Source organism: Micromonospora sp. NPDC050187 (assembly GCF_044459745.1).
Lineage (GTDB): Bacteria > Actinomycetota > Actinomycetes > Mycobacteriales > Micromonosporaceae > Micromonospora.
The window spans coordinates 33587-58962 of sequence record NZ_JBITJH010000011.1 but is presented as its reverse complement, the minus strand read 5'-3'; the positions used below and the strand labels follow the sequence as shown (position 1 = coordinate 58962).

Annotated in this window: 28 protein-coding genes; 11 read left to right on the top strand and 17 right to left on the bottom strand. The window is 73.2% G+C overall.

The window, feature by feature from the left end:
- The first annotated feature begins 183 nt into the window (after positions 1-183).
- Positions 184-1224 (top strand): DUF4192 domain-containing protein, encoded by a 1041-nt coding sequence (locus ACIBJE_RS18470; RefSeq protein ID WP_396749810.1) that lies wholly within the window; start codon positions 184-186, stop codon positions 1222-1224.
- Between the two features lie 258 nt (positions 1225-1482).
- On the opposite strand, the gene ACIBJE_RS18465 is transcribed toward ACIBJE_RS18470, so the two are convergent.
- Together ACIBJE_RS18465 and fdhD are read right to left on the bottom strand one after the other, a co-directional pair.
- Positions 1483-2166 (bottom strand): tyrosine-protein phosphatase, encoded by a 684-nt coding sequence (locus ACIBJE_RS18465; protein WP_396749808.1) that lies wholly within the window; start codon positions 2164-2166, stop codon positions 1483-1485.
- A gap of 60 nt (positions 2167-2226) precedes the next feature.
- Positions 2227-3072 (bottom strand): formate dehydrogenase accessory sulfurtransferase FdhD, encoded by an 846-nt coding sequence (gene fdhD, locus ACIBJE_RS18460; protein WP_396749806.1) that lies wholly within the window; start codon positions 3070-3072, stop codon positions 2227-2229.
- A 238-nt stretch (positions 3073-3310) separates the two neighbouring features.
- Here fdhD and ACIBJE_RS18455 point away from each other — a divergent pair, with 238 nt between their 5' ends.
- Genes ACIBJE_RS18455 through ACIBJE_RS18445 form a run of 3 tightly spaced genes read left to right on the top strand, consistent with a single transcriptional unit; the run spans position 3311 to position 5331 of the window.
- A complete protein-coding gene (locus ACIBJE_RS18455) occupies positions 3311-3913 on the top strand; it encodes a molybdenum cofactor guanylyltransferase (protein ID WP_396749804.1) in 603 nt (200 codons plus the stop codon).
- Entirely contained in the window at positions 3910-4167 is a 258-nt protein-coding gene (locus tag ACIBJE_RS18450) for a DUF6457 domain-containing protein (RefSeq protein ID WP_396749802.1), read from the top strand. Before ACIBJE_RS18455 ends, ACIBJE_RS18450 begins: the two co-directional genes overlap by 4 nt.
- Before the next feature lie 51 nt (positions 4168-4218).
- The gene (locus ACIBJE_RS18445; RefSeq protein ID WP_396749800.1) at positions 4219-5331 is read left to right on the top strand and encodes a T3SS (YopN, CesT) and YbjN peptide-binding chaperone 1; all 1113 of its coding nucleotides are present in this window, start codon (positions 4219-4221) and stop codon (positions 5329-5331) included.
- Positions 5332-5466: 135 nt separating this feature from the next.
- Here ACIBJE_RS18445 and ACIBJE_RS18440 read toward each other — a convergent pair whose 3' ends face one another.
- On the bottom strand, positions 5467-7362 hold the full coding sequence (locus ACIBJE_RS18440; RefSeq protein WP_396749798.1) for a beta-propeller domain-containing protein: 1896 nt from the start codon (positions 7360-7362) through the stop codon (positions 5467-5469).
- A gap of 60 nt (positions 7363-7422) precedes the next feature.
- Entirely contained in the window at positions 7423-7881 is a 459-nt protein-coding gene (locus ACIBJE_RS18435; RefSeq protein ID WP_396749796.1) for an Lrp/AsnC family transcriptional regulator, read from the bottom strand.
- Positions 7882-7940: 59 nt separating this feature from the next.
- On the opposite strand from ACIBJE_RS18435, the gene ddaH reads away from it, so the two are divergent.
- Positions 7941-8774: a dimethylargininase gene (ddaH, locus tag ACIBJE_RS18430; RefSeq protein WP_396749794.1), complete on the top strand. Its 834-nt coding sequence runs from the start codon at positions 7941-7943 to the stop codon at positions 8772-8774.
- Positions 8775-8836: 62 nt separating this feature from the next.
- On the opposite strand, the gene ACIBJE_RS18425 is transcribed toward ddaH, so the two are convergent.
- Both ACIBJE_RS18425 and ACIBJE_RS18420 read right to left on the bottom strand, forming a co-directional pair.
- Positions 8837-10024, bottom strand: coding sequence for an ABC transporter substrate-binding protein (locus ACIBJE_RS18425; protein ID WP_396749792.1), 1188 nt, complete (start codon positions 10022-10024; stop codon positions 8837-8839).
- A gap of 89 nt (positions 10025-10113) precedes the next feature.
- A complete protein-coding gene (locus ACIBJE_RS18420; RefSeq protein ID WP_396749790.1) occupies positions 10114-10911 on the bottom strand; it encodes an alpha/beta hydrolase family protein in 798 nt (265 codons plus the stop codon).
- A gap of 141 nt (positions 10912-11052) precedes the next feature.
- Between ACIBJE_RS18420 and ACIBJE_RS18415 the strand changes: the two genes are divergently transcribed.
- Both ACIBJE_RS18415 and ACIBJE_RS18410 read left to right on the top strand, forming a co-directional pair.
- Entirely contained in the window at positions 11053-12021 is a 969-nt protein-coding gene (locus ACIBJE_RS18415) for a GNAT family N-acetyltransferase (protein WP_396749788.1), read from the top strand.
- 82 nt (positions 12022-12103) lie between these two features.
- Complete coding sequence (locus ACIBJE_RS18410; RefSeq protein WP_396749786.1) at positions 12104-12706, top strand: bacterial proteasome activator family protein; 603 nt, start codon at positions 12104-12106, stop codon at positions 12704-12706.
- A 7-nt stretch (positions 12707-12713) separates the two neighbouring features.
- Here ACIBJE_RS18410 and ACIBJE_RS18405 read toward each other — a convergent pair whose 3' ends face one another.
- The 3 genes from ACIBJE_RS18405 to ACIBJE_RS18395 form a co-directional block, all read right to left on the bottom strand.
- Positions 12714-13553, bottom strand: a complete 840-nt coding sequence (locus ACIBJE_RS18405) for an HAD family hydrolase (RefSeq protein WP_396749784.1) — start codon at positions 13551-13553, stop codon at positions 12714-12716.
- A complete protein-coding gene (locus ACIBJE_RS18400; protein ID WP_396749782.1) occupies positions 13553-14374 on the bottom strand; it encodes an HAD family hydrolase in 822 nt (273 codons plus the stop codon). Before ACIBJE_RS18400 ends, ACIBJE_RS18405 begins: the two co-directional genes overlap by 1 nt.
- A 243-nt stretch (positions 14375-14617) precedes the next feature.
- On the bottom strand, positions 14618-15421 hold the full coding sequence (locus ACIBJE_RS18395; RefSeq protein WP_396749780.1) for a hypothetical protein: 804 nt from the start codon (positions 15419-15421) through the stop codon (positions 14618-14620).
- Positions 15422-15690: 269 nt separating this feature from the next.
- Between ACIBJE_RS18395 and ACIBJE_RS18390 the strand changes: the two genes are divergently transcribed.
- The 3 genes from ACIBJE_RS18390 (at position 15691) to ACIBJE_RS18380 (ending at position 17399) form a co-directional block, all read left to right on the top strand.
- Positions 15691-16122, top strand: coding sequence for an OsmC family protein (locus ACIBJE_RS18390; RefSeq protein WP_145834792.1), 432 nt, complete (start codon positions 15691-15693; stop codon positions 16120-16122).
- Between the two features lie 99 nt (positions 16123-16221).
- On the top strand, positions 16222-16584 hold the full coding sequence (locus tag ACIBJE_RS18385) for a metallopeptidase family protein (protein ID WP_396750094.1): 363 nt from the start codon (positions 16222-16224) through the stop codon (positions 16582-16584).
- Between the two features lie 92 nt (positions 16585-16676).
- Positions 16677-17399: an AIM24 family protein gene (locus ACIBJE_RS18380; protein WP_396749778.1), complete on the top strand. Its 723-nt coding sequence runs from the start codon at positions 16677-16679 to the stop codon at positions 17397-17399.
- An 88-nt stretch (positions 17400-17487) separates the two neighbouring features.
- Here ACIBJE_RS18380 and pheA read toward each other — a convergent pair whose 3' ends face one another.
- The 5 genes from pheA to ACIBJE_RS18355 form a co-directional block, all read right to left on the bottom strand.
- Positions 17488-18444 carry a prephenate dehydratase gene (pheA, locus tag ACIBJE_RS18375; protein WP_396749776.1) on the bottom strand — a complete coding sequence of 319 codons (957 nt, stop codon included), beginning with the start codon at positions 18442-18444 and terminating at the stop codon, positions 17488-17490.
- Positions 18445-18454: 10 nt separating this feature from the next.
- Positions 18455-18979, bottom strand: a complete 525-nt coding sequence (locus ACIBJE_RS18370) for a hypothetical protein (protein ID WP_396749774.1) — start codon at positions 18977-18979, stop codon at positions 18455-18457.
- Between the two features lie 80 nt (positions 18980-19059).
- Positions 19060-19449 (bottom strand): ACT domain-containing protein, encoded by a 390-nt coding sequence (locus ACIBJE_RS18365; RefSeq protein WP_396749772.1) that lies wholly within the window; start codon positions 19447-19449, stop codon positions 19060-19062.
- Positions 19450-19510: 61 nt separating this feature from the next.
- Positions 19511-19969 carry a hypothetical protein gene (locus ACIBJE_RS18360; protein ID WP_396749770.1) on the bottom strand — a complete coding sequence of 153 codons (459 nt, stop codon included), beginning with the start codon at positions 19967-19969 and terminating at the stop codon, positions 19511-19513.
- Positions 19970-20178: 209 nt separating this feature from the next.
- Entirely contained in the window at positions 20179-20877 is a 699-nt protein-coding gene (locus ACIBJE_RS18355) for a hypothetical protein (protein WP_396749768.1), read from the bottom strand.
- A 163-nt stretch (positions 20878-21040) separates the two neighbouring features.
- Here ACIBJE_RS18355 and ACIBJE_RS18350 point away from each other — a divergent pair, with 163 nt between their 5' ends.
- Positions 21041-22264, top strand: coding sequence for an arginine deiminase (locus tag ACIBJE_RS18350; protein WP_396749766.1), 1224 nt, complete (start codon positions 21041-21043; stop codon positions 22262-22264).
- 31 nt (positions 22265-22295) lie between these two features.
- Here the strand turns inward: ACIBJE_RS18350 and ACIBJE_RS18345 are convergent, their stop codons facing one another.
- The 3 genes from ACIBJE_RS18345 to ACIBJE_RS18335 form a co-directional block, all read right to left on the bottom strand.
- The gene (locus ACIBJE_RS18345; protein ID WP_396749764.1) at positions 22296-23180 is read right to left on the bottom strand and encodes a DUF5926 family protein; all 885 of its coding nucleotides are present in this window, start codon (positions 23178-23180) and stop codon (positions 22296-22298) included.
- A 136-nt stretch (positions 23181-23316) separates the two neighbouring features.
- The gene (locus ACIBJE_RS18340; RefSeq protein ID WP_396749762.1) at positions 23317-23793 is read right to left on the bottom strand and encodes an ATP-binding protein; all 477 of its coding nucleotides are present in this window, start codon (positions 23791-23793) and stop codon (positions 23317-23319) included.
- Positions 23794-23812: 19 nt separating this feature from the next.
- Positions 23813-25270: an ATP-binding protein gene (locus ACIBJE_RS18335; RefSeq protein WP_396749759.1), complete on the bottom strand. Its 1458-nt coding sequence runs from the start codon at positions 25268-25270 to the stop codon at positions 23813-23815.
- Between the last annotated feature and the right edge of the window lie 106 nt (positions 25271-25376).

Here is a 25376-nt window from a genome sequence, read left to right as displayed (position 1 = left end):
CTGCCCCGGTTGTGCGCCCACCGACCAACCCGTCGTTTCCTCGGGTCATCTCCCGTCGCACCCACAACCTGCACTGACTGCACGTTCACGCTGACCTGGGCCGGCGCGTGCCCGACCTGTGGACGGAACGTGTGTCGTCCACAGGGTCTGCCCGCCGGTCCGTCCGCCGCGCAGGCTGCCGACATGAACTCCACCGACCGCCCCCGGCTCGCCGTCCGCTCACCCGCCGACCTGATCGCCGCCGTGCCGTACCTGCTCGGATTCCACCCGGCCGACAGCGTGGTGCTGGTCGCGCTCCGGGAGAAGCAGATCATCTTCGCCGCGCGCGCCGACCTGCCACCGCCCGGCACCGATCCCGGCCCCGTCTCCCGGTACCTTGCCGCCGTGATCGGCCGGCAGGGCGCCGACGCGGCCACCGCCATCGGGTACGGTCCGGCCGCCCGCGTCACCGTGACGCTGGACGCGGTCCGCCGCGAGCTGGACGGGACCGGCCTCGCCGTGCTGGACGCCCTGCGGGTGGAGGACGAACGCTACTGGTCGTACCTCTGTGACGACCCCGGATGTTGCCCGCCCGAGGGCACCCGGTACGACCCCCGGGCCAGCCAGGTCACCGCCGCCGCCGTCTTCGCCGGGCAGGTTGCCCTTCCCGACCGGGCGGCGTTGACCGCCCAGGTGGCTCCGGTGGAGGGGCCGGCCCGGGAGGCGGTGCGCGAGGCCACCGTCCAGGCCCGGGAACGTCTCGGTGACCTGCTCGGCGCGGTGACTCCCGAGGAACTGATCTCCGGCCGGGCGATGATCGGGGCCGCCCGACAGGCGCACCAAGCGTCGCTGGAACGGACCCGACGCGGGGAGGGGTCGACCGACGACGAGGTCGCCTGGCTCGGCTTGCTGCTGACCTTCGTGCCGGCGCGGGACGAGGTGTGGGAACGCACCGACGGCGCGGACGAGCACCTCGCGCTCTGGACGGACGTGTTCCGCCGGAGCGAGCCGGAGTTGACCGCCGCCCCGGGCTGCCTGCTGGCCTTCGCCGCGTTCCGCGCCGGTCAGGGTGCGCTGGCGGCGGTGGCCCTGGAACGGGTGCTTGCCCGGAATCCCGACTACTCGATGGCGCTGCTCCTCGACGACCTGCTCCGCCAGGGCGTGCCACCGTCCCGGCTGACCGACTGGCCGGTGCTCAACGACAAGCGCACCAGCCGTCGCCGACGCCGGCGGAGAGGTCGCTGAGCTTTTACCCCGGCAGCCCTCCCCGAGGCCAGCCCTGGTCGTCGCCCACGGGAGAGAAGGCGGCCAGGGCGGGCGGTCCAGGGCGTACTGAGCAAAGCGCGTGGTCAGGGCGGGCCGTAGGGCCGAAGCGTCCATTCAACAAGGTGACCATGGGCGGTACGGTGCTCGGCATGGGTGCTCTGAAGCCGTGGCACATAGCCGTTCTGCTCTGCGTCGTCGTGACCGCTGCGCTCGTCGTCGGCCTGGTTGCGCTTCTGGTCAAGCGGTCCGGCCGCCAGTAGCCGAGGCCGATTGGGGCGTGTCTCGGCCGACCCCGGCGGACAGCAGGCGTTCGCGCACTGCCGCGAGTGCCTCTGCCCCGACACCCGCCGCCAGCAGGTACGCCCGGACGCCGCCGTGGCGCTGGTCGAGGTGGGTGAGGGTGTGCCGCATCGGCTGTGGCGAACAGGCGTCGGTGAGCGCGTAGTCCGCAGCGATGTCCTCGGCGGCCACCCCGGCGACGGTCAGCAGGAGCGCCACCAGGACGCCGGTCCGGTCCCGTCCGGCCGTGCAGTGCACGAGGACACCGCCCGGCGGTGCCTCGGCCACGGCTCGGAAGGCGGCACCGATCCGCTGGCGGTTGTGGTCGAGCATCGGGGCGTAGGTGTCCGGCGGTGGAGTGTAGGCCAGCACGTCGTCGAGCATCGGCACGTGCCGGTAGACCGGATCGCCGACGAACGGACTCGGCTGTCTCGTGCACTCCCAGGCCCAGCGGAGGTCGGCGATCCGGCTCACCCGGCCACTCCGGAGGGCCTCGACGGTGGGCGGTGTGAGTCGTTCGTGACTGTCCGACCGGAGCAGGGCACCTCGCCGGATCAGGTGCCCGTCGGAGGTGGAAAGACCACCGAGGTCACGCGCGTTCCGGCAGCCGGACCAGTCCAGCGCTCCGCCACCCTTCCTCATGCCTGCCCCTTCCCACGACGGTCCTGAGCCCGGGAATCGAATGCCATGGTCGAGGTGGCGTCAGCAGCCGATCCGGTGGTCGCCGGTGTAGACGTTCATGGTTTCGCCACGGAGGAAGCCGACCAGGGTCATCCCCGCCTCGGCGGCCAGGTCGGCGGCGAGGGTGCTCGGCGCGGAGACCGCAGCGAGCAGCGGTATCCCGGCCATCCACGCCTTCTGGGTCAATTCGAAGCTGGCCCGTCCCGAGACCAGCAGCAGGTGTCCGGCCAGGGGTAGCCGCCGTTCCCGGACGGCCCAACCGACCACCTTGTCGACCGCGTTGTGCCGGCCCACGTCCTCCCGCAGCACGACCAACTCCCCGGCGGTGGTGAACAGGCCGGCCGCGTGCAGTCCGCCGGTGCGGTCGAAGCCACGCTGGGCGGAACGCAGCGTGTCCGGGAGCGCGGTGAGCACGCTGGCCGGCACGGTCGTCGGGTCGTCCGCGACCCGGTACGCCGAGCGGGTACGTACCGAGTCGATGCTCGCCTTGCCGCACACTCCGCAGGAACTGGTGGTGTAGAAGTTGCGGGCCGGGTCGGTGGCCGGCTCGGGCACGCCGGGGGCCAGCGTCACGTCGACCACGTTGTACGTGTTCGGTGTCTCCGTCCCGGCGCAGAGCTGGGCGGTCTGCACGTCGTCGGCCGACCGGATCAGCCCCTCGGTGAGCAGGAATCCGAGCGCCAGGTCGAGGTCGTCGCCGGGCGTCCGCATGGTCACCGCGAGCGGACGACGCCGACCCGGCCCAGCCGGACCGACCCGGATCTCCAACGGCTCCTCGGCCGCCAGGGTGTCCAGCCGGCGGACCACCCGTCCGTCCGGCCCGAGGTCGATGCGGAGCACGTTGCGTCGGTCAGTCGCCCGTCCCATCCGCCCATCCTGCCCCGGCCGGGCGCCGACGGCGGACCGCCCCCGCCGACAGGTGGACCGCGCACCCCCCCGGCGTCGGCGGGGCGCGTCCGGAAGAGCGGACCCGCGTACCGCTCGGTGGGCGGCACGTCCCGGCGGGTGGGGCTCGTACCGGGCGGGTGAGGCAGCGCGTCCCGGGAGGCGGACCGGGTACCCGGCGGGTGGGTCGGCGTGTCCCCGACGGGGCTACCGTGGTCGGGTGTCCGGCTACGCGGCGGTGGTGTTGACCGGTGGCGCGGCGCGTCGGCTGGGCGGGGTCGACAAGCCCGGCCTCCCGATCGGGGGTCGCCCGATGCGGGACCGGGTCCTGGCGGCGGTCGCCGACGCGGCGCCCCGGATCGTGGTCGGTCCGGACACCAGCCCCGTCCCCGCCGACGTCCGGCTGACCCGGGAGGAACCCGCCGGGGGCGGGCCGGTCGCGGCCGTCGCCGCCGGACTGGCCCTGCTGCCACCGGGTACGACCACGGTCGCGTTGCTCGCCGGTGACCTGCCGCTGCTCACCGCCACGGCAGTGGGCGAGCTGCGCCGGGCGCTCGGCGCCGAACCGACCGCCGACGGGGTCTGCCACGTCGACGCGGATGGACGGCGACAGTCGCTCTGCGGCCTCTGGCGGGTGACTCCACTGCGGGCTGCCGTCGAACGGCTCACCGCCGACCGGGGCGGGCTCACCGGGGCGTCGGTCCGGGCGCTCCTGGCCGGGCTGACCGTGGCCGAGCTGCGCTGGTCCGGGGAGGGCCCGCCGCCCTGGTTCGACTGCGACACTGACGACGACGTACGCCGGGCGGAGGAGTGGACGCGATGACGCGGATGGACGACTGGGTGGCGGCGGCCTGTGCGGAGCTGGACCTCGACCCGACCGGGGTGCCGGTGCCGGAGGTGCTCGACCTCGCCCGGGACGTCGCCCACAACGTGCTGCGCCCGGGTGCCCCGGTCACCGCGTACCTGCTGGGGCTGGCGGTCGCCCGGGGCGCGGACCCGGCGGCGACCGCGGCGCGGCTCGGCGGGCTGGCCCGCTCCTGGCCGGTGGAGTTGGGCGGTGAGGGCACCGCGGGTTGATTCGTCCGACCGGTGCCGTGGGTAGGGTGGCCCTGACGGACGGAGGCGATCATGACGGCAGACCACCCCTCGACGCCGGTCGATGGCGCGGCCGGCGCCATGCCGGATCACCATGAGTCAATTCTTCTCGATGAGCCGACCACTGCCGACCTGCGAGCCAAGGTGACCGAGGCGTGGCGGGAGTTCGCCCGTGCGCTCGCCGCGCGGCTCGGCGACCTGCCGGTGGGCGCGCATCTGGCGGTCACCCTCGACCCCACCGCCTCCGGCACCGGCGACGCCGTCTACTCGATCAGCGTGGACGTCGACGACGAGAGGAGGCTCGTCGCCCGCGCGGTCGGCAACACCACCCTGCCGGAGGGGTACCGGCTGAACCGTACGGCGGTGGCCGACATGATCGCGCTCGGCTGGTCGCCGCCCGGGGTGGTGGAGGGTTCCGGCGAGTACTTCGGCCTGATCGGCTCCGCCGACGGGGCGACCCGTCTGGCGGCGGTCGTCTCCCGCACCCTCCGGGACGTCTACGGGGCGCCGCACCCGGCGTTCCTGGTCTACCTGGTGCACGACGTCGAGGGAGAGCCGCTCCCGACGGGCCCGATCGGAACCGCCCGCAGCGAGTTCGGCCCGGACCGCGACGTCGAGGCGGACCTCGACGAGGCACTCGCCGCCGCGGCCACCCAGACCGGGACGAACGACGTCCTGGAGCTGGCTGAGCAGGTCCGGACGGTCGTCTCCAGCATGCTCAAGTCGGACTCGGACAAGCTCCAGGTCGACTCGGACGGCGACATCAACATCCGGGCCGGCTCGGCGATGGTCTTCGTCCGGGTCCGTGACAACCCGCCCCTGGTCGACGTCTTCTCCCCGGTGCTCACCGAGGTGCAGCCGACCGAGCGGCTGTACGTCAAGCTCTCCGAACTGACCAACCGGATGCCGATCGGGCGGCTCTACTGCGCCGAGGACACGGTGTGGGCCTCCATCCCGGTCTTCGGCCGGAACTTCCAGGCCACCCACCTCATGCTGGCCGTGCAGGTGATGACGGGGCTGGCGGACGAACTGGACGACCGGCTGCACGGCGAGTTCGGCGGCAAACGGTTCTTCGGGGAGGGCGACAAGCCCAGCCGGCGCGAGCAGGAGGAGTCGGGCGAGCACCGGACCGGCATGTACCTCTGACGTGTCACGACGGGGGTACGGGGCTTCGATCCTCGGAACCCGGTACCCCTGCTGGTCGCAGCACAGGTGACGGGGAGGCGGGTGGGGCCCGGCAAACCCCGAGAGCCGGGCCCCACCCGTTGAGGGGAGGAAGGATCAGGTCGCCGGGATCCACCTCCGCCCGGCGAGGTTGGTCGGGTCGGTGGCCTGGAGCCCGACGTCGGAGAGGGTCCAGAGGGTGTCGCCGACCATCAGGGAGCGGATGATCCCGGCCCGGTGATCAACGCCGGGGTGCGCGATCCGACCGACCTCGGTCAGCCGTGACCCGTCGGTCCGCAGCACCAGCGCCTCCTGCCCGACGTGCTGGCGCCCGGACACCGGCAGCACCACCAGTCCGCTCGCCGGCCAGAACAGCAGAGCGTGCGGATCGTGCTCGGCCGGCGAGTACGTCCCCGGCCGGTGGTAGTGCGCGAGCCGGGTCGGCTTCGCCGGGTCGGCCACGTCGAAGAGGGAGACCAGCAGGCCCTGGCGGGCACCCCGTTGGTCGGCCTCCTGGCCGACCCCGAGCAGCCGACCGTCACCCACCGGTTGCAGGTGCCCCGAGTAGCCGGTGATCTTCAGTTCCCCGGTGACCCGGGGCGCGGTGGGGTCGCGCAGGTCGAGCGAGTAGAGCGGGTCGGTCTCCCGGAAGGTGACCACGTATCCGGTGTCGCCGAGGTAGCGCACCGAGTAGATCCGTTCACCCCGGCCGAGCCCGTCGACCATGCCGACCCGGCGCAGTTCGTCCCCGTCGGTACGCAGCACGTACACGGCGGAACTGGACCCGCCGGTGCGGGACCGACCGTCCGGGTCGGTGGTGGTGGCGACCCGCAGGTGACCCTTCCACTCGGAGAGCGCGTACTGGTTGAGCAGGTGACCGGGGACGGACCCGGAGGCGACGTAGCGTGGCCGGCCGGGTGAGGTCAGGTCGAACCGGTGAAGCCCGGTGGACACCTCCGACGGCGCGCCGGAGCCGCCCCGCCGGGTGGTGACCAGGCGGCCTCCCCGGTGGTCGGCGACGTAGAGGCTGTCGGCGGTGCCGTAGACGGTTTCCCCCTCCGCCACCACGCCGATCGGGTCGCCGTCGCCCAGCCGTCCAGTGCCGAGGTCGAAGCTGAGCAGGTTCAGCAGTCCGCTGCCGGTGTGCCCGGTCGGCCGGGACAGCCGGTTGCAGGGGAGCTGACCGGTCCGTCGCTCATTGCCCTCGGTCCACTCGTAGCGGGGCAGCCAGTCCTCCACCGGGGCCCGGTCGATCGCCGCTTGGTTCGCCGCGACCCGTTCGGCGTCGGTGGCGTCTTTCGCGTACGGGGGGAAGGAGATCCGCGGGCGGGACCGGACCACCACCCGGACGGTGTCGTTGATCTTGCGAGCGTCGACCAGCTCCCCGTCGATCCGGTACGAGCCGAGCAGCCGGGGGGCGCCGGCCAGGTCGATCAGGAGTGCCCGGGTGTCAGTGGGAAGTCCGACGCTCGGCCGGACGACGCCGGCTGGTGGGTCGTACGCGGCGGCGGCCAGGACGATCGCCCGGTCCCCGTGCAGCAGCAGCTTGCTCAACCACCAGTGACCGGCCCCGGCGGCCCGGCCCAGCTGGAGCTCACTGGTCTGGACACGGCGGTTGGGGTCGACGACGAGCAGTTTGCTCCCGACGATCGAGACGATTCGGGTGCCGTCGGTCTTGACCACGTCGGGTTCGTCGGCGGCGGCCTCGTGGTTGTTGGTGGCCGAGTGCTGTTGCGGTGCGGTGGCGGGGCCCCTGCCACCGGCCGAACTCCCGGCAGCGGCCCGGTCACCGGGCGCGTCCCCGAAGAGCACGGCCCTTTCGGGGCCGAGGCCCCATGGGCCGACCGACTTCCGTGCGGCGGCGCGCAGGTCGGTCAGTGCGTCCGGGCAGGAGTCGAAGGCGACCAGCCGCAGGGTGACGTCGGGACGATCGGTGCGGTCCGGCTCCGGCGTACCGGCCGTGCAGCCGGCCACCAGGGCGAGTCCGGTGAGAGCGACGATTCCCCGCTTCATGGCCGATCCGACGCAGCGCGGGCCGAACCGGTTCCCAAGCTGTTTCAGGAAGGGGGGCGCTCAGCGGGTGGAGGGGCCGACTCCGGGCGACTCGACCAGGCGGGACAGCACGATCGCGCTCTTGGTCGAGGTGACGAAGGGTTCCGCGCGGAGCCGTTCCAGCGCCTGTTCGAGGTGGTTCATGTCGGCGGCCCGCAGGTGCACCAGGGCGTCCGCCTCGCCGGAGACGGTGTAGGCGCCGACCACCTCCGGGTTCCGGCGGGCGACCGCCCCGATCTGGGCCGGGGTGGTCCGGCCGGCGCAGAACAGCTCGACGAACGCCTCGGTGGTCCAGCCGACGGCGGCCGGATCGACGACCGCGGTGAATCCCCGGATCACCCCGGTGGCGCGCAGCCGGTCGACCCGCCGCTTGACCGCCGGGGCGGAGAGCGAGACCCGCGTACCGATCTCCGCATACGAGGCGCGGGCGTCCGCGACGAGCAACGCAATGATTCGCTGGTCTACGGCGTCGATCTGCAACGTTTCGCCTCTCGGAAGCAATGCTTGTGGCTGTTGACGACGGTCTACCGTACCTAATCTTGGTCATCGTGAACCAGCAGCGAGTGCCGCGAAAGCGGACATATCTCATGTGCTCGCCCGAGCACTTCGCGGTCGAGTACGCGATCAACCCGTGGATGGACGTCGCCACGCCGGTCGACGCCGCCCTGGCCGTCAAGCAGTGGGACCGGCTGCGGGAGACCCTGGTCAAGCTCGGCCACACCGTGCACCTGCTGGAACCCCAGGTGGGCCTGCCGGACATGGTCTACGCCGCCAACGGCGCGTTCGTGGTCGACGGCATCGTCTACGGCGCGCGCTTCAAGCACGAGCAGCGCGCCGCCGAGGCCGCCGCGCACCGCGCCTTCTACGAGGAGCAGGGCTGGCGGTTCATCGCCCCGAACGAGACCAACGAGGGCGAGGGCGACTTCGCGTACGTGCCGGAGGCGCACGGCGGTCTGGTCCTCGCCGGGTACGGCTTCCGCACCGACCCGGCCGCCCACGCGGAGGCGCAGGAGGCGCTCGGCCGGCCGGTGATCTCGCTGCACCTGGTCGACCCGCGCTTCTACCACCTGGACGTGGCGCTCGCCGCGATCGACGACACCAACATCATCTACTTCCCCGGCGCGTTCTCGCACGCCAGCCAGCGGGTGCTGGCCCAGCTCTTCCCGGACGCGGTGGTCGCGGACGACACCGACGCCCTCGCCTTCGGGCTCAACCTGGTCAGCGACGGGGCGAACGTGGTGCTCAACAGCGAGGCCACCCGCCTGGCCGAGAAGCTGAAGGCCGCCGGGTACACCCCGGTGCCGGTCGAGCTGACCGAGCTGAAGAAGGGCGGCGGCAGCGTGAAGTGCTGCATCGCCGAGTTGCGGCACTGACCGCGGTCGACCCCCCACGGGGTCGGCACCCGGACGCCGGTCGCCGACCCCGTGCCCGTCCCTCAGCCCAGCGTGGCCAGTTCGGTGACCAGCATGTTCGCCAGCACCTGGCCGTCGAGCTGCACCCGGCGCAGGTACCACCGCTGCTGCGGCGTGCGGGGCTGGTTGAACTGCCAGGGCCCGCGTGGGCTGTCGATCTGACCGACCTTGCCGAGGGCCAGGTTCACCTGCTGCGAGTTGGCGTCCGGGCCGGCGAGCCGGATCGCCTTGTCCAGCACCTGCGCCGCGTCGTACGACGCCATCGCGTACGTGGTCGGCGAGGCGTTGTGCTTCTTCCGGTACGCCGCCGCGAACCGTCGGTTCGCCGCGTTGTTCAGGTCGGCGGAGTAGTTCAGCGAAGTCATGATGTTCGCGGCCTCGGCCGGTTTGATCTCGCTGAGCACCGAACCCTCGGTGAGGAAGCCGGGGGCGTAGACCGGGCCCCGGTAGCCGGCCCCGCGTAGCTGGCGGATGAACTGCACCGCCGCCGAGCCGGCGTAGAAGCAGAAGATCGCGTCCGGGTCGCGGGCCAACGCCTGCCCGATGTCGGCGGCGAAGAAGTCGCCGTCCGGGTCGGTGGAGAAGCGGGTCCAGATCGGCTCGCCGATCAGCCGGGAGTCGGACGCCCCGAACTCCTGGGTGAATCCCTTGACCACGTCGAGGCTGCCGACATTCTCCGGGGCGATGATCACCACCCGGCTCCTCGCCGGCATCCGCTGCTTGAGGTAGCGGCCCAGGGCCCGACCCGGCTCGTCGAGCACGTACGACGTCCGCCAGATGTAGACGACACTCTGCAGGGTGGCGGGGGAGGCGTCCGAGCCGACCAGCGGCACGCGGGCCTGCTCGACGGTGTCCCGGATGCCGACCATGACCGAGGAGTTGACCACCCCGGTCAGGGCGAGCACCCCCTGCTGGAGCAGGTTGTCGACGGCCGCCTTGCCGGTGGTGGCGTTCTCCCCCTCGTCGGCGGTGACCAGGGTGACCGGTCGGTTGCCGAGGTGCTGGTCGTTGAGGTCCAGGAAGAGCTGGAAACCGTTCAGGAGCTCGTCGCCGATCGGCTTGTAGCCGCCGGTCCGGGGCGCGATCAACCCGATCTTGATGGGGCTGCCGGCGGCCGGCGTGTCGTCGCCCGCGTCGGTGCCGCACGCGGCGGTCAGCCCCGTCGTTCCGACCGTCGCGGCCAACAGTTGGAGCACCCGCCTGCGGTTCATCTGCTACACCGAGTTCCTTCCGGGAGGTGGTGCCTGGCCAGTCGCGGTCCCCTCGGCGTTCTACTCCCTCCTCGACGCTGCGTCAATGGTCATTGATCTTGTTGTAATGATCCCAGCGCATCGGCCACGTCGGGCCATGCCGACGAGGTCGGATCGATAAGCGCGAAGTGCTCACAGTTGGGTAGTTCGACGAGCGTCGTGGATGCCCCGGCAGCGCTGGCCTTCGACACGAATGTCCGACTCAGGGCGATCGGCACATGCTCGTCGCGGGCACCGTGCACGACCACCGTCGGTGTCCGCCACGGGACCGCGATCGACGGGTCGGCGTGCGCGTACCGGTCGGGCACCTCCGTCGGGCCGCCGCCGAGCAGCGCGGCCACCGCCCCGCCGTCCAGGTCCCGCCGGTACGCCTCGACCAGGTCCGCCACCGGGGCCAGCGCCAACACCCCGGCCACCGTCTCCGGAGCGGTGGCGGCCACGTACAGCGCGAGCTGCCCACCGGCGGAGTGACCCACCAGCAGCGGCGGCCCCGGGGCCACCCGGTCGGGCAGCGCACGTGCCGCCAGGCCGGGCAGGGCGGCCACCGCGTTCCGGACATCGGCCAGCGTTCCCGGCCAGCCGCCGCCCGGCTGCCCGGTGCGCCGGTACTCCACCTGGGCCACCGGGTGTCCGAGTCCGGCCAGGCCGACCGCCAGCGGGCCGGTGTGCGTGCGGTCGTACTCCGCCCGCCAGAAGCCGCCGTGCACCACCACGACCAGCGGCCGGGGCGGTCCGGCCCCCACCGGACGGCGCAGGTCGGCCACCTGGTCCGGCAGTTCGCCGTAGGCGACCGTGACGTCCGGGGCGGGAGCGGGGCGGGTCAGCACCGCGCGGGGGTCGGTGGACATACCGTGACGCTAGCGCCCCCACCCCGGGGCGAGGGGTCGCGGGGGCCGACGGCGAGGGCGGCCCCCGCGCCCCGGCGGGAGCGGGTGGGCCCGCCTGGAAAGCGGATGCCGGCCGGGCCGCTCGTGTGTACCGTGCCGGCCATGTCTGACCTGGAGGTGCGGCCGTTCGAGGCTGCCGACCTGGCCGAGTGCGGCGCGTTGCTGGCCGCCCGGCACCGTCGTCACCGCGCCGCCCAGCCGTTGCTGTCCCCCCGGTTCGAGGAGGCCGACGCCGCGGTCGCGGAGCTGACCGCCGCCCTGGGGACGGCGGAGGCGTCCGGTGCGGTCGCGTTCCGCGCCGGCGTGCCGGTCGGCTTCCTGCTCGGTGCCCCGAAGCCGTCGCCGCTGTGGGGACCGAACGTCTGGGTCGAGGCGGCCGGGCAGGCGGTCACCGACGCCGAGGTGATGCGGAACCTGTACGCGGTCGCCGCTGCCCGCTGGGTCGACGAGGGCCGTTCGGCGCACTACGTCCTCGTGCCGGCGCACGACACCGAGTTGGTGTACGCCTGGTTCCGCCTGGGTTTCGGCCAGCAGCACGCGCACGCCATCCGGCCGGCGTCCGGACCGGTGGCGCCCCCGGCTCCACGGCTGTCGGTACGTCGGGCCACCCGGGCGGACGTCCCGGTGCTCGCCCGACTCGACGTCGAACTGCCGCTGCACCAGGGCCGGTCCCCGACGTTCTCCGCCGGCGCGGTCACCACGGTCGAGGAGAGCCTCGCCGAGTGGACGGACGACATCGACGACCCCGCCTACGCGACGTTCGTGGTCGAACTCGACGGCGAGGTGGTCGGCTCCGCGGTGGGGTGCGCGCTGGAGCGGTCGAGTACCCATTCCGGTCCGGCCCGCCCGGAGAACGCCGGGTTCCTCGCGTTCGCCGCGGTCTTCCCGCAGGCCCGTGGCGTCGGGGCCGGCCGGGCCCTCGGGACGGCGGTGGTCGACTGGGCCACCGACAGCGGATTCGACAGCGTGGTCACCGACTGGCGGGTGACCAACCTGCTCTCCTCGCGTGCCTGGCCGGCGCTCGGCTTCACCGAGACCTTCCTCCGGCTGCACCGCCTCGTCGGCTACTGAACCGGCGCGTACGCCCCCGCGCGGCCCTCCCGGTCGCCGGAACGGCGTCCCGGCGAGCGGTGGCACCCCGGCCTGGGTAAAGATGGGTGCCATGACCGAAGGACGTTCCGCTGCACAGAGAGACGAGCCGGGCCGGGACGGCACCGGGCACTCCGGCACCGTGGTGGTGGTCGGCCCGGACGGCCGACCGGTGGGCACGGTGCAGACCGACGAGGCGCACCAGGAGGACCCGGCCCGTCTGGTCGAGCAGCCGGCCAAGGTGATGCGGATCGGAAGCATGATCAAGCAGCTGCTGGAGGAGGTCAAGGCCGCCCCGCTGGACGACGCCAGCCGGCACCGGATGCGGGAGATCCACGAGCGGTCGATCGTCGAGCTGAAGGAGGGCCTCGCCCCGGAGCTCCGCGACGAGCTGGAGCGGATCTCGCTGCCCTTCACCGAGGAGAAGGCCCCGAGCGAGGGGGAGCTGCGGATCGCCCACGCCCAGCTCGTCGGCTGGCTGGAGGGTCTCTTCCACGGCATCCAGGCGGCGCTGGTCGCCCAGCAGATGGCCGCCCGGGTGCAGCTCGAGCAGATGCGGTCCGGCGGCCGGCAGGCGCTGCCCAGCGGTCCGGGCGCCGTCATCCCCGGCATGCCGGGGATGCCCCAGCCGCCGGGAGAGGGGCACAGTACCGGCCAGTACCTCTGACCAGGGCTCAACTCGGACCGAAGACCCGGTCCAGGTACGCCGCCACGCCGTCCTCGCCGTTCGCCGCGGTCACCTCGTCGGCGATCGCCAGGACGGCGTGGTGCGCGTTGCCCACCGCCACCGCCCGTCCGGCCCAGGTCAGCATCGGTACGTCGTTCGGCATGTCGCCGAAGGCCAGCACGTCCCGGGCGGACAGCCCCAGCCGGGCGCAGTACCAGGCCAGCCCGGCGGCCTTGGTCACCCCGGAGGCGGAGATCTCCACCAGTCCGGAGCGCGACGAGTGGGTGGCCTCGGCCAGCCCGGCCAGTGCCTCCGCCACCACCGACGTGAACCGGTCCGGATCCTGGACCCCGGCCCGCACCAGCAGCTTGACCGCCGGAGCGGCGAGCAGTTCCTCCGGCGTCTCGACGGCCCGGATCACCGTCGGGTCGGCGTCCCAGTACAGCGGGAAGTGCGCCTCGTGCCGCATCTGGCGGCTGTCGACGACCTCCACCGCGAGGCTCACCCCCGGCACCGCCGCCCGCAGCCGCCGGGCCACCTCGGCCAGCAGTTCCGGGGCGAGCGGATCGGCGCGCAGCACCTCGTCGGCGGCCGGGTCGTAGACCACCGCCCCGTTCGCGCAGATCGCCGGCAGTGGCGCGTGGAGCTGCTCGTACACCACGCGCAGCCAGCGGATCGGACGACCGGTGACCAGCACGACCGGCGTGCCCTGCGTGCTGATCCGCTCCAGCACCCGAGCGGTGTACGGACTCAGCGTCCGGTCCGGGCCGAGCAGGGTGCCGTCGATGTCGGTGGCGACGAGTCGGGGGACGGGACGGATGGGGGTGGGTGGAGGGGTCGGGTCCATCAGCCGGAGAGTAGCCGGTCCAGGTACACCGCCACACCGTCGTCGTCGTTGCGCAGGGTCACCTCGTCGGCGACGGCCCGCACCGCCGGATGGGCGTTCGCGACCGCCACCCGCGCCCAGCCGGCCCACTCGAACATCGGCAGGTCGTTGGGCATGTCGCCGAAGACCAGCACGTCCGCCGGATCCACGCCGAGCGCCTCGGCGACCACGGTGAGACCGGTCGACTTGTCCACTCCGGCCGGGCAGATCTCGACGAAGCCGAGCCCGGCCTGGGTGAGCGTGGCCACGTCCGCCGGCACGATGGCCCGCGCCGCCTCCAGCAGCTCGTCCACATGGTGGTCCTGGGCACGCGCGAACGCCTTGATCACGTCGTGGGTGAGGCACTCCGCGCGGGTACGCGCCTCGAACAGGTCCTGGTAGGGCCAGCTCGGGTGATAGTCGCCCCAGAGCGGGGCACCCGGGTCGTCCAGCGCCTCGACCATCACGGTCAGTGGGCCGACCGCCGCCTCCAGGTCGGCGACGATCTCGGCCAGCGCCGTCGCGGAGAGCCGCTCGTCGCGGAGCACCACCGGTCCGGCCGGGTCGCTCTGGTCCACCACCCGGCCGCCGCCGGCCATCACCAGGTAGTCGGCGGCCCGGATGTCGTTGCGGGTCAGTTCGGTCAGTCGTGGCCCCCGGCCGGTCGCGCCCACGACCGGGATGCCGGCGGCCCGGATCCGGTCGAGCACCCCGTGGGTGAACGCGGAGACCGTCTCGTCACTGCGGACGAGCGTTCCGTCGAGGTCGGTGGCGATCATCTTCGGCAGTCCCGGGCGGGTCATCGCTCCTCCTTCGCCCGCCGCCGCCGCGCCAGCCGAACTGGTCGTCGGAGCCTCGCCGTGCGTGACGGCGGGCAGCAACCGTACCTCGCCCGACCACCCGCGACCATGGCTTCACGGCGAATCGACCACCAACCCCCGGTGTCGGTTCGGCTACCCGCCGGCCCCGGCCGGTGGTCGGGGCCGGCGGTCGGTCCTCGGCGGTGCGGAGCCGGACGTGAGCGGTCGCCGACCCGGCGCCCGTGGTCAGCGGTCGGCGGGTGGCTCGGGACGGGCGAACGGGGCGGAGGGCTCCACGGTCAACCCCTCCGGCGCGGGCGGCTCGTCCTCCACCGCCCGGCCCCGCCGCCTCGGCCACCACGGGCGGTCGGTCGATCCCGCCGTCGAGCCCTCCGGCTCCGGCCCGGCGGAGTACGCGGAACCCGCCCCGTCCCGGTCCGCCGCCTCGTTCTCGGGAGACCCGTCCCCCGGCTTCGGCCGGCGGTCGGCCGACCCACTCAGTCGCAGCGCCGCCCCGAGCAGCGCCACGCCCGCGAAGGCCATCACCAGTCCCCGCCCGTACTCGACCTGGAAGCCGCTGTCGGCGCTGTAGAAGAGGGACCTCCGGGTGGAGTCGCCGAGCGAGACGGCGGCGGCGGAGAGGAGCGCGAGCAGCGCCACCGCGAGGCCCGAGCCGAGCACCCGGGCGTTGCGCCGGGCGTCCCGGGTGCCGCCGAGTGCGAGTGCCGCCGCACCGGTCAGGCCGAGCAACCCGACGAGGTAGCCGACCCCGAAGCCGCCCACCTCGGAGACCCCACCGGGGACGCGGAGACTACCGCTGCCCTCCGGGCCGTTCTCCGGCACCGTCATCACCAGCCACTCGCCCATCAGCGAGGCGAGTGCGGCGGCACCGCCCAGGCCGACCAGGACGACCGGGAGCCGGGGGTCCCGGCCGAGCCCGGCCACCGTACGGGTGAGGCCTTCCGGCGCGGGACCGGTCGGGCCCCACTCCAGGACGGCCGCTCCGTCGGACCGGCTGCCCTGGCGGGGAATGGGAAGATCCTGGGACATCGGCCACCCTTCCGCGGTCGCGGGTCCGAGCTGCAGCGCGCGGGTCTGTGCGAATAATGACACAGCCGACTGGGAACGGCCGGGCGCGCGGGGTGCGGCCGGCTGTGGCACTCCGGTGGTTGCACTCCGGGTGGTTGCAGGGGTCCCCTCCTCAGGTAGGAGGGGACCCCTGCAACCACCCGGTCCGGCCCGGAACCCGGGCGGCGCGATCGGGGCACGGCCGGCGCAACCGGTCGCCGGGTGACGGTCGGTCGGATAGCGTCGTGCCCATGCCTATCCGAAACGCATCCGCCCGCTGGCAGGGCAACCTGACCGAGGGTTCCGGCACGCTCCGCACCGGTCAGGGAGGGTACGAGGGGAACTACTCGTTCAAGTCACGCTTCGAGGAGGGCGAGGGGACCAACCCGGAGGAACTGGTCGGCGCGGCGCACGCGGCCTGCTTCTCGATGGCCCTCTCGAAGGCGCTCGCCGACGCGGGCACGCCGGGCACCTCCGTGGAGACCACCGCCAAGGTGCACCTGGACAAGACCGACGCCGGCATGACGGTGACCCGGATCGACCTGGACACCACCGGGCAGGTCCCCGGCATCGACGAGGCGAAGTTCGTCGAGCTGGCCGAGGCCGCCAAGCGCAACTGCCCGATCTCCCGGCTGCTCTCCCCGGGCGCCGAGATCAGCCTCACCGCCCGACTGGCGTCCTGAGCCCACCACCGCCGCGCGTGCGCGTGCACCGGTGCCGGGAGACGGCTCTGCCGTCGGTGCCGGGACGTGGGCGTCGCCGACCCCACCGACTGCGGCAGAATGGGCGACGTGCCGGTCGAGATGAGTCGCGAGCGCTTCGAGGAGCTGGTCGGCGACGCCCTCGACGAGGTGCCCGAGGAACTGCTCGCCCTGATGAGCAACGTGGTGATCCTGGTCGAGGACGATTCGCCCCCGGGCGACCCGGAGCTGCTCGGCCTCTACGAGGGGCACGCGCTGACCGAGCGCGGCTGGGACTACTCCGGCGTCCTGCCGGACCGCATCCTCATCTACCGCCGGCCGATCCTGCGCATCTGCGACAGCGACGAGGACGTCGTCGACGAGGTCGCGGTGACCGTGGTGCACGAGATCGCCCACCACTTCGGCATCGACGACGACCGGCTGCACGAGCTGGGCTGGGGCTGACCGGGGCCGGGCGGGCCCGTCACTGGCCGGCGGGCCGGTTGCGGTGGTCCCCTACCCTCCAGCACGACACCGGCGATTCAGGAGGAAGACCCATGCGCAGCGCGCTGTTCTCCGCGGAGAACCTCGAGAAGGAGTCCGCTCAGCCCGGCATGCGGCTGCAGAACTCCAAGATGCTCAAGATCGAGCTGAACGGCGAGGCGATGGCCCGCGTCGGCTCGATGGTCGCCTACCAGGGGCAGGTGCAGTTCCAGGCTCTCGGCTCCGGTGGCCTCGGCAAGTTCCTCAAGCAGAAGCTCACCGGCGAGGGCGTCCCGCTGATGAAGCTCACCGGCCGGGGCGACGTCTTCCTCGCCGACTTCGCCAAGGACGTGCACATCATCGACCTCGAACCCGGCGACGCCCTGTCCATCAACGGTTCGAGCGTGCTGGCCTTCGACTCGAGCCTCCAGTACGACATCAAGATGGTCGGCGGCACCGGGATGGCCGCGTCCGGCCTGTTCAACTGCGTCTTCAGCGGCCACGGCCGGATCGCCATCACCACCAAGGGCAGCCCGGTGGTGCTCAACGTCGACGCCCCGACCTACGTCGACCCGCAGGCCGCCGTCTGCTGGTCGGCGAGCCTCCAGACCGGCTACCACCGGGCCGAGCAGCTCGGCCTGGGCACCCTGCTCGGCCGGACCACCGGCGAGGCGTTCACGATGAGCTTCGCCGGTCAGGGCTTCGTGGTGGTGCAGCCCTCCGAGGAGCCCCCCGTCCAGGGCAGCGGCACCCAGCAGCAGCAACAGGGCGGACTGCTCGGCAACCTGCTCAGCTGATCCACCCACCGGTCCGTCGGGGCACCCTCCTCCCGCCTGGCGAGGAAGGTGCCCTTTCCGGTGCCCCACCCGGGCGGCGGGACGCGGTTCAGGATTGGGTGCCGGCGCGGATGCGAGCCAGCCAGGCCGCCGCGTCGGCGTAGTCGGCGTCGGAGAGACCGGCGGGGGCGGGGACCGGCCGGTCACCCGCCGTGCCATCGAAGCGGTGCCGGGGGTACGACCCCAGGAAGCGGACGTCGGCGCAGACCCGACGGAGTCCCTGCAACGCCTCCCCGAGCCGGACGTCGGCGACGTGGCCGGTGCAGTCCAGGAAGAAGACGTACCGGCCGAGTGCCTCGCCGGTCGGGCGGGACTCGATCCGGGTCAGGTTCACCCCGCGCACCGCCAGCTCCATGAGCACCGACAACAGGGCCCCGACCCGGTCGTGGGCGATGTAGACGGCCAGCGAGGTGAGGTCGTCGCCGGTCGGCGGAGGTGGCGGGCCCGGCCGGGAGACCAGCGCGAACCTGGTCACCGCGTCCGGGTGGTCGGCGATCTTGTCAGCGAGCACCGCCAGCCGGTGCCGGGCGGCGCCGATCGGGGCGCAGACCGCCGCGTCGTACTCGCCGGAGGCGGCCCCGCCGGCGGCGGCCCCGTTGGAGAGGACGTCCACCACCACCGCGTCCGGCAGGTGACCCCGCAGCCAGTTCCGGCACTGGGTGGAGGCCTGCGGGTGCGCCGCCACGCTCCGGACGTTCTCGAGCGCGGTGCCGGGGCGGGCTCCGAGGACGAACTCCACCGGCAGGACCACCTCCCGGGTGATCACCAGCGGCTCCCCCTCGGCCATCTCGTCGAGGGTCACGCCGACCGCGCCGCCGATCGAGTTCTCCAGGGGCACCAGGGCAGCGTCGGCCTCCCCCGTCCGTACGCTGTCCAGCGCCTCCCCGACACTGCGCGCGGGCGTACGGGTGCCGCGCTCGGCGGCGGGGACGGTGCGCAGCGCCTGCTCGGCGAAGGTGCCCTCGGGGCCGAGGTAGATGAAACGCGTCGGCGGTGTTCCCGGCATGCCGACCAGCCTACGCACCGGGCAGACCGCCCGTGCCGTCACAGGCGAGGGTCCGGATTCCGGTCGGCGCGGCGGTGCGCACCTCGATGGTGCAGACGTCCGTGCCGGCGGTCACCAGCCGCAGCGACCCCGGCCGTCCCCGGGTGACCACGGTCAGGTCCTCGTAGCCGGAGACCGCGAGCACCGTGTGCTGCCAGTCGTCCGCGCAGAGCGGACCGCTGCGCACGCTGACCCCGGTGCCGCCGGGCAGCACCCCGGACGAGCCGCGTACCAGCCGGAGGACCTGCTCCCGGGAAGGACCGGCGTTGCAGGCGACGGCGACCGCGCCGGAGGAGCCGGGGGTGGTGGGCAGCGCTGTCGGCGGCGGGAGCGGTAGGCCGGTGGGCGGGCCGGGGGAGGCGGTGGCGGACGGGGCGGCGGTGGCGGTGGGCGTCGGCCGGGCCGAGTGCTGCTCCAGCTCCGGGGGAGCCCCGCATCCGACGAGGACGACGGTCAGCAGGCTGAGCGCCAGCAGCCGGGAGAGCGTGGTGGGCACGAACCGGTCCTTGGCATAGGTGGACGTCGTTCCGACGGGGGGCCTTGCCCATGGTAGGACGCGACAGGCCCGGGGTGAAGTCAGTCGGCGATCCGGTGTCCGGCCCCACGCAGGGCGGCCGTCGCCTCGGTCAGGCGTACCGCCGGCACCAGCAGGTGGTCGGTGTCGTAGGTGGAGAAGGCCACCGCGTTGACCCTGGCCTCGGCGAGCGGACCGACCAGGGCGGCGAGTGTCCCGGTCACCGCCAGGTCCAGCGGGCCGACGACGCGCAGGCACCGCCAGGCCGTCTCCACCGCGAGGCCGCCGGGCACCCGGCCCATCGGGCAGATCAGGGAGACGCCGTCGGCGGCCCAGCTCACCGAGACGACCTGCCCGGTGCCGAGGTCGCTCCAGAGCGCGGGTGGGAGGGCGGCTCCGGCGGCCAGCCGGCACACAGCGTACTCGCCCGGCAGCAGAGCGACATCCAGCATGAGGGCACCTTACGGCGTCGGGGAGGTCCCGGCATACGCCGTTCCGCCGCGTTGCCGGAGGTCAGACCTCGGAGAAGAAGGTGAGGGAGCCGGCGACGACGCCGTCGGCGAGCACCGGCGTGGAGATGGCGTCGACCGTGGCGTCCGGCGTGTCCGCGGCGGAGCCCTGCACCCGCAGCAGGCCGCGGGCGAGCCGACCGGAGGAGAGGGCCAGTAGCGGAGGGATCTTGTCGACCTCCTGCTCGGTCAGCTCGCCCCGGTTGGCGGTGAAGTCGAGCAGGCGCAGCCGGCCGTCGAGCAACGGCAGCCCGATCAGCTCGTCCGGGGCGCCCAGGCAGAGCAGTTCGCAGCCGGACGCCGACACGGCGGCGACCTTGGTCTCCAGGTCGATGAGCAGACAGGGCTCCAGGGCCCGGGAGACGGTGGCGGACCATTGTTCGAAGTTGCCGAACCCGGGCTCTGTCGGGGTCCGCGCCGCCGGCGCGAACACGTCCGAAAGCGAGAGTTCGACGTGGGCCACCGAGCCTCCTCTGTGCACCGCCGGGCTGTCCATGCTGGCCGGCCGCCCGCTCACCGGCGACCTGCGGAAGTCACCGGACCGCAGGTGGGGCGGGTGCCCGTCAGCGGTTGACCGGCGACGGCGCGGACCTGAGGTGAACCTCCGGCCGCGTAGCGTCGCCGGTGACGTTACCGGTGGTTGGCCCGCTTGTCAGCGGCCATTCGGCTTTCCTAGTACCACCGGTAGTCGGCAGTTGGACGGTACGTGCCGTTGGCCCAGGTACCGGGATGTTGGGCGACCTGCGCGAGTTTCTCGGCGGTGGCCGGGCTGATCCGCGCGCCACCGGCGATGAGCAACCGGTCGAGTTCGCGGTGGGTGGCCATGAGGATGTCCTTGGGCAGGCCATAGACGCTGATGTCGCCGGAGCCGACGAAGGCGAGCACCGGCGTCACCGGGATGGTCTTGCCAACGGCCTTGGTGAGCGCCTTGCTGGCCCGCTTGGCGTCCCGCCGGGCGTCCGCCACGTACGGCGGGCGCTTGCCGTTGATCTGGACGACGTCCCCGGCGACGAGCACGCGGGTGCGGCCGTGGTCGACGATGCTGATCGCGAAGAGCCCGCTGGGGCCGATGGCGAGGAATCCGGCGCGGTCGTCCTGGACCGGGTCGAGCAGCGTGTCGGCCAGATCCGCCCGCGGCCACTCGATCACATGCCAGGCCGGCCCGAGGGTGTCGAGCTGGCCGAGGGCGCGGGCTCCCGCAGCCTCCAGGCGGCGGGCGCCCTTCTCGGCGCGCCGTCGGCGCGCCCACCCGAACGGCGAGGGCCGGACCGGGGCGGGGAGGCCGGAAGCCTCGACGTGGGACTGTGGACCCCCCCTGGGCGGCAGTGCCCGGCTGGTGGATACGGCTCGACGTGCGGGAAAGACAGACATCGCGACCTCCGGCAAAAGGTCCCTCGAAGTTATGTCCTCACTACCCTACGTGGCTAGACCGGTGTGTCGGCAAGTCGAAGCACCGGAGTGAGTGCGGATGAATGCCACATTCATGCCCAACTCTTTTCCCGGATGCCGTCAACCACTGGCCTAGGCTGCGTGGGTGACCCACTACGTGGACAGTGAGGTCGGCCGGCTCCGCACCGTGCTCCTGCACCGGCCCGGCCCCGAACTCGCGCGACTCACCCCCCGCAACAACGACTCACTTCTGTTCGACGCTATCCCATGGGTGGGTAGGGCACAGGAGGAGCATGACGCCTTCGCCGCCGCCCTACGCGAGCGCGGGGTGGAGGTGCTGTACCTCGCCACCCTACTGGCCGAGACACTGGCCGTCGCGGAAGCCCGCGCGGAGCTGACCGACCAGGTGTTACGGGACCGGCGCCTCGGTGACACACTGCGCCGGCGGGTCGCCGACCACCTCGCGTACCTCGACCCGGCCGCCCTCGCCGACGTGTTCGTCGCCGGCCTGGCCCACGAGGAACTGCGGACCAGTCCGGACCGCCCCGGCGGGCTGGTCTACACGCTCATGGACCGGCACGACTTCGTCATCGACCCGCTACCCAACCTGCTCTTCACCCGCGACTCGTCACTGTGGATCCGCGACCGGGTCGGGGTGACCAGTCTCGCCATGCCGGCCCGGCGTCGGGAGACGTCGCTGACCGAGGCGATCTACCGGCACCATCCCCGCTTCGCCGACTCCCGGTCCGTCTACGAGCCGGGGCTGGAACACCTCGAGGGCGGCGACGTGCTCCTGCTCGCTCCCGGAGTGCTGGCGGTGGGCGTGGGCGAACGGACCACGCCCGCCGGCGCGGAACGCCTCGCCCGGCGGGTGTTCGCCGCCGGACTGGCCCACACCATCCTGGTGGTGCCGATCGCGCAGGAGCGGGCCACCATGCACCTGGACACCGTCTGCACCATGGTCGACGTCGACGCCGTGCTGATGTACCCGAACGTCGCCGACACGCTGTCGGCGTACACCGTGGTGGCGGGGCCGGACGGCGAGCCGCAGGTCGACGGTCCGGCACCGTTCCTGCGCGCGGCGGCCGACGCGATGGACCTCGACGCGCTGCGGGTAATCGACACCGGGCTGGACCCGGTGACCGCCGAGCGCGAACAGTGGGACGACGGCAACAACACCCTCGCCCTGGCCCCCCGGCTCTGCGTCGGCTACGAGCGCAACGTCGAGACCAACGCCCAGCTCGAACGGGCCGGCATCGAGGTGATCCCGATCGCCGGATCCGAGCTGGGTTCGGGCCGGGGCGGCCCGCGCTGCATGTCCTGCCCCCTGGTCCGCGACCCCCTGTCCCCGGCTGAGGTGCCCGGCTGAGGTGTTTGCAGGGGGAAGTGTCAGCTCGGACTCAGCGGAGCGTCAGCTGGCGGCCGAGCAGGCCCTGACGGGCGCGGCGGCCGGCCGCGTCGAGCGGGGTCCGGTCGGTGAGCGCCTCGGCGTACCGCTTGGCGAACTGCGCCAGCGGCTCCTCCCACTCGGCGGCGGGCGGCTCCTCGGGCAGGTCCCAGACCGGCACCAGCCGGCCGTGCGCCCGGAACATGCCAGCGAAGCGGGTCTGCTCGCCCAGCGTCAGCGTGCCGGCGGCACCGAGTCGCGCCAACGTGTCCAGGGCGGCGTCCTCGTCGTCCGGGAGGACCCAGCGCACGTGCGCCTTCTCCGGCACCTGGCACCAGTAGGCGGCGCGGGCGGCGGTGAGCTTGACGGTCGGGTAGACCGCGGCGTTGGCACGCTCCAACGACGCCTGCACGTTCGGGTCGTCGCCCGCGCCGGGGTCCAGCCAGAAGTCGAACCCGTCGTGCATGGTGACCTCGAGCGGCCCGTCGACCAGGACGTCCTGGAGACGGGGACCCGGGCCGGGCAGCGGGGGCACCGGCACCGACCGGCCCGGCTCGGTACGCAGTGCGCAGAGCAGCGCCTCCGCCAGGTCGCGGGAGACGTCACCGGACTGGAGATGCCGCTGGAGCCCGATGAAGATCCGCCCGTCCGGCTTGGTCATGGCCGGGGTCGCCATCGGCAGCACCGTCGCCAGGGTCACCGGGCGGTCGCCGTACTCCTCGACCAGGGCGGGCGTCAGGCGCAGCGGCGCGGACGCGGCCGGCACCAGCTCGCGCAGGGCAATCCACTCCGGCTCGTCGGTCAGTCCCTCGAAGGGGCGGGGGACGAAGATGTCCCGCACCTTCTCCCGCTTCGGGGTGTCTTCGGCGGCCCGCTGGTTCTTTCGACGCTTGCTCACGGCGAGACAGCCTAAGGGCCGGGCGGGACGGATGTGGGGTCCGGTGCGTCCGACGCCCGTCGGCGCGTCCCGACCACCCGCCCCGGACCGCCGCAGGGCGGTGCGGGCAACAGCGGAACGGTCAGGTGGCCGCAGGTCAGCCGGCGGCCACCAGGTCGACCCGGCCCCGGCCCACCTCGGCCGGGTCGAAGTCGGCCCAGACGCTCTGCCCGAGACCGTCACGGTCGACGCCCCACCGGCTCGCCAGACCGGCGACGATGTGCAGCCCGCGCCCGTCGGCCGCGTCCAGGCCCGCAGCCCGCATCCGGGGCGTCGACGCCGCCCCGCCGTCGGTGACCCGGACCCGGACGTGCTGCCCGTCGCCCTCGGGGCGCAACCGCCAGGCCACCCGGACCACTCCACCGGGAAGAGGGTCGGCGTGCCGGACCGCGTTGCCGACCAGCTCGGCGAGGACCGCCACCAGATCGGTCAGCAGGATCGGCGGCACCTCGTCGGCGAGCACGGCGGCCAGCCGGTGCCGGGCCAGGCGCGCGCCACTCGCGTGGTGGGGCACCACCACGCACCAGGACCGCTCCGCCGACCTCGCCGACACGCCCGTGCCTCCTTGCCGCATACCTCGTGCCGGTGGGATTTCACCCGCGCGGCAGCCGCACCTCTGCGACGGTACCCCCACCCGCCCCTGGTCGGAGCGATACCCACCCGTTCCGCCGCTCCACGATCCGGCGGACGAGGTAGAGACCGAGCCCCGCACCGGGATAGCGCCGCCGGTCCCCCGACTCACCCTGCCAGAACCGCTCGAAGGCACGTTCCACGTGCTCCGGCCGGATGCCGATGCCCCGGTCGACGACCCGGAACGCGACGGTCCGCTCGTCGGCGTCGGCGCTGATCCCGATCGGGGAGCCGGGTGGGGAGTACTTGTCGGCGTTGGTGGTCAACTCGGTCAGGACGGTCGCCAGATCGGCCCGGTCACCGAGCGCCGGGGGCAGGTCGGCGGGCAGATCGAGGACGATCCGCTGCCGTAGCTCGGTGGGGAGGCCGGTGACCGCCGTCCGGAGCGCCTCGACGAGGTCCAGCGCGGTCGGCGGGGTGTCCGCGCCCGGTCCGAGGTCGGTGGCGGAGGAGAGCAGCCGATCGACCAGGCGGGCCAGCTCGTTGGCCCGTTGACCGATCACCCGGGCCGCCTTCCGGCGGTCCGCGTCGGTCAGGGAGTCCCAGTGGTCGGTGAGCGTGTTCGCGTATCCCTTGATGACGGTGACCGGCGTGCGCAACTCGTGGCTGGTCACCGCGACGAAGAGGTCCCGTTCCTGGTCGCGGTGTTGCTGGTTGGTGATGTCGCGGAAGGTCGCCACCCGCAGGGCGCCCGGCCCGGGCAGCTCACCGGAGGCGATCCGGAGCCAGCGGCCGTCCGGCAACCGGTGGTCGAGCACCTGGCCGGGCGGCGGCAGCGGGAACGGTAACGGCTGGCCGAGGGCCTGCCCGGCGCTGCGGCCGGTCATCTGGGCGGCGGCCGGATTCCACAGCCGCACGTAGCCGTCCCCGTCGACCACGGCCAACCCGTCGGCGAGCGCGGCCACCACCGGCCCGTCGCCGTGCACCGGTAACCCGGTCTGGTCGCCGTACATGTGGGCGATGCAGGAGGCGAGGTAGCCGATCACCGCGCTCTCGCCGGTGGCCTCCCCGTCCGCCGTCTGGTGGAGGGCGTGCAGGCTGCCGACCGGCCGGCCGGCGATCTCGGCACGCGCCGCGACCAGCCAGCAGAGCCCCCGTCGGGTCAGCTCCTCGGCCAGGTTGCCGGTGAACCGGTCGGCCCGGACCCGCTGCACCCGGGGACCGTGCATCAGACAGGCGGTGGCCGGGTCGGAGGGGGGCAGCGGACGGCCGACCGCCCACTCGGCGGCGCCGGTCGCCGCGATCACCCGGCCACCGTTCGGGGTGAACTCCACGAACGCCATCCCCGCCGCGCCCAGGGCGGGCTGGGCCACCCGGAGCAGTTGGGTGAGGACGGGCAGCCCGCTGTCACCCGAGTTGATCCTCTCGACGACGACGGTGTGGCCGGCGACGAGAGCGGCGTAGTCGGGTCGCTCCGGCATGCCCCAGAGTGTGCCTTCCCGAACGGATTCCCGACACCCCAGACCCGGTTCGGTCCGGCCGTGCCGGTCGGTCGCATCGCTACGGTCGGTCAGGCCGTGCCGGTGG

Coding starts and splice junctions, on each gene's coding strand:
- ACIBJE_RS18415 (WP_396749788.1), top strand. CDS start 11,053: ATGTCTGACCTGGAGGTGCGGCCGTTCGAGGCTGCCGACCTGGCCGAG.
- ACIBJE_RS18465 (WP_396749808.1), bottom strand. CDS start 2,166: ATGAGGAAGGGTGGCGGAGCGCTGGACTGGTCCGGCTGCCGGAACGCG.
- ACIBJE_RS18450 (WP_396749802.1), top strand. CDS start 3,910: ATGACGCGGATGGACGACTGGGTGGCGGCGGCCTGTGCGGAGCTGGAC.
- ACIBJE_RS18400 (WP_396749782.1), bottom strand. CDS start 14,374: ATGACCCGCCCGGGACTGCCGAAGATGATCGCCACCGACCTCGACGGA.
- ACIBJE_RS18445 (WP_396749800.1), top strand. CDS start 4,219: ATGACGGCAGACCACCCCTCGACGCCGGTCGATGGCGCGGCCGGCGCC.
- ACIBJE_RS18425 (WP_396749792.1), bottom strand. CDS start 10,024: ATGAACCGCAGGCGGGTGCTCCAACTGTTGGCCGCGACGGTCGGAACG.
- ACIBJE_RS18335 (WP_396749759.1), bottom strand. CDS start 25,270: ATGCCGGAGCGACCCGACTACGCCGCTCTCGTCGCCGGCCACACCGTC.
- ACIBJE_RS18405 (WP_396749784.1), bottom strand. CDS start 13,553: ATGGACCCGACCCCTCCACCCACCCCCATCCGTCCCGTCCCCCGACTC.
- ACIBJE_RS18440 (WP_396749798.1), bottom strand. CDS start 7,362: ATGAAGCGGGGAATCGTCGCTCTCACCGGACTCGCCCTGGTGGCCGGC.
- ACIBJE_RS18470 (WP_396749810.1), top strand. CDS start 184: ATGAACTCCACCGACCGCCCCCGGCTCGCCGTCCGCTCACCCGCCGAC.
- ACIBJE_RS18420 (WP_396749790.1), bottom strand. CDS start 10,911: ATGTCCACCGACCCCCGCGCGGTGCTGACCCGCCCCGCTCCCGCCCCG.
- ACIBJE_RS18340 (WP_396749762.1), bottom strand. CDS start 23,793: ATGCGGCAAGGAGGCACGGGCGTGTCGGCGAGGTCGGCGGAGCGGTCC.
- ACIBJE_RS18365 (WP_396749772.1), bottom strand. CDS start 19,449: ATGCTGGATGTCGCTCTGCTGCCGGGCGAGTACGCTGTGTGCCGGCTG.
- ACIBJE_RS18410 (WP_396749786.1), top strand. CDS start 12,104: ATGGGTGCCATGACCGAAGGACGTTCCGCTGCACAGAGAGACGAGCCG.
- fdhD (WP_396749806.1), bottom strand. CDS start 3,072: ATGGGACGGGCGACTGACCGACGCAACGTGCTCCGCATCGACCTCGGG.
- ACIBJE_RS18390 (WP_145834792.1), top strand. CDS start 15,691: ATGCCTATCCGAAACGCATCCGCCCGCTGGCAGGGCAACCTGACCGAG.
- pheA (WP_396749776.1), bottom strand. CDS start 18,444: ATGCCGGGAACACCGCCGACGCGTTTCATCTACCTCGGCCCCGAGGGC.
- ACIBJE_RS18380 (WP_396749778.1), top strand. CDS start 16,677: ATGCGCAGCGCGCTGTTCTCCGCGGAGAACCTCGAGAAGGAGTCCGCT.
- ACIBJE_RS18355 (WP_396749768.1), bottom strand. CDS start 20,877: ATGTCTGTCTTTCCCGCACGTCGAGCCGTATCCACCAGCCGGGCACTG.
- ACIBJE_RS18385 (WP_396750094.1), top strand. CDS start 16,222: ATGGGCGACGTGCCGGTCGAGATGAGTCGCGAGCGCTTCGAGGAGCTG.
- ACIBJE_RS18395 (WP_396749780.1), bottom strand. CDS start 15,421: ATGTCCCAGGATCTTCCCATTCCCCGCCAGGGCAGCCGGTCCGACGGA.